Below are 222 nucleotides of genomic sequence, written 5' to 3'. Positions count from 1 at the left end.
AATTCCAGATCAAATCCATTTTTCACACCATCGGTGTCAATGGAGTTGACAACCAACTCTCCTGCCCCGTTCCGGACGCCCTGTTCCAGCCAGTCCAGCGCGTCGATACCGGTGCCATCGCCAACCCCGGCATCATTCCGGCGGCAGCCCAAAAGTACGGCAACCAGTGTGTGGTACTTTCGGCCGATATCAAGCGAGTGGATGGCCGCTTTATGTTGTTTG

At 55.4% G+C, this 222-nt stretch carries 1 protein-coding gene and 1 pseudogene; one reads left to right on the top strand and one right to left on the bottom strand.

Translation table 11 applies throughout. The features are described 5' to 3' along the window. Window positions 1-152, bottom strand: a 152-nt coding sequence (locus H6B10_RS16825; RefSeq protein WP_243427445.1) for a HisA/HisF-related TIM barrel protein, incomplete at its 3' end; no start/stop codon positions are given. Between H6B10_RS16825 and H6B10_RS16820 the strand changes: the two are divergent. Continuing rightward, a pseudogene (locus tag H6B10_RS16820) lies at window positions 102-222 on the top strand (imidazole glycerol phosphate synthase subunit HisF); the annotation flags it as partial. The gene H6B10_RS16825 and the pseudogene H6B10_RS16820 sit on opposite strands and share 51 nt — an antisense overlap.

This window comes from Gemmiger formicilis, from assembly GCF_016901605.1.
Taxonomy (GTDB): domain Bacteria; phylum Bacillota; class Clostridia; order Oscillospirales; family Ruminococcaceae; genus Gemmiger; species Gemmiger formicilis_B.
Note: the sequence above shows the minus strand (reverse complement) of the source record. Positions and strands in the feature narration are given on the sequence as shown.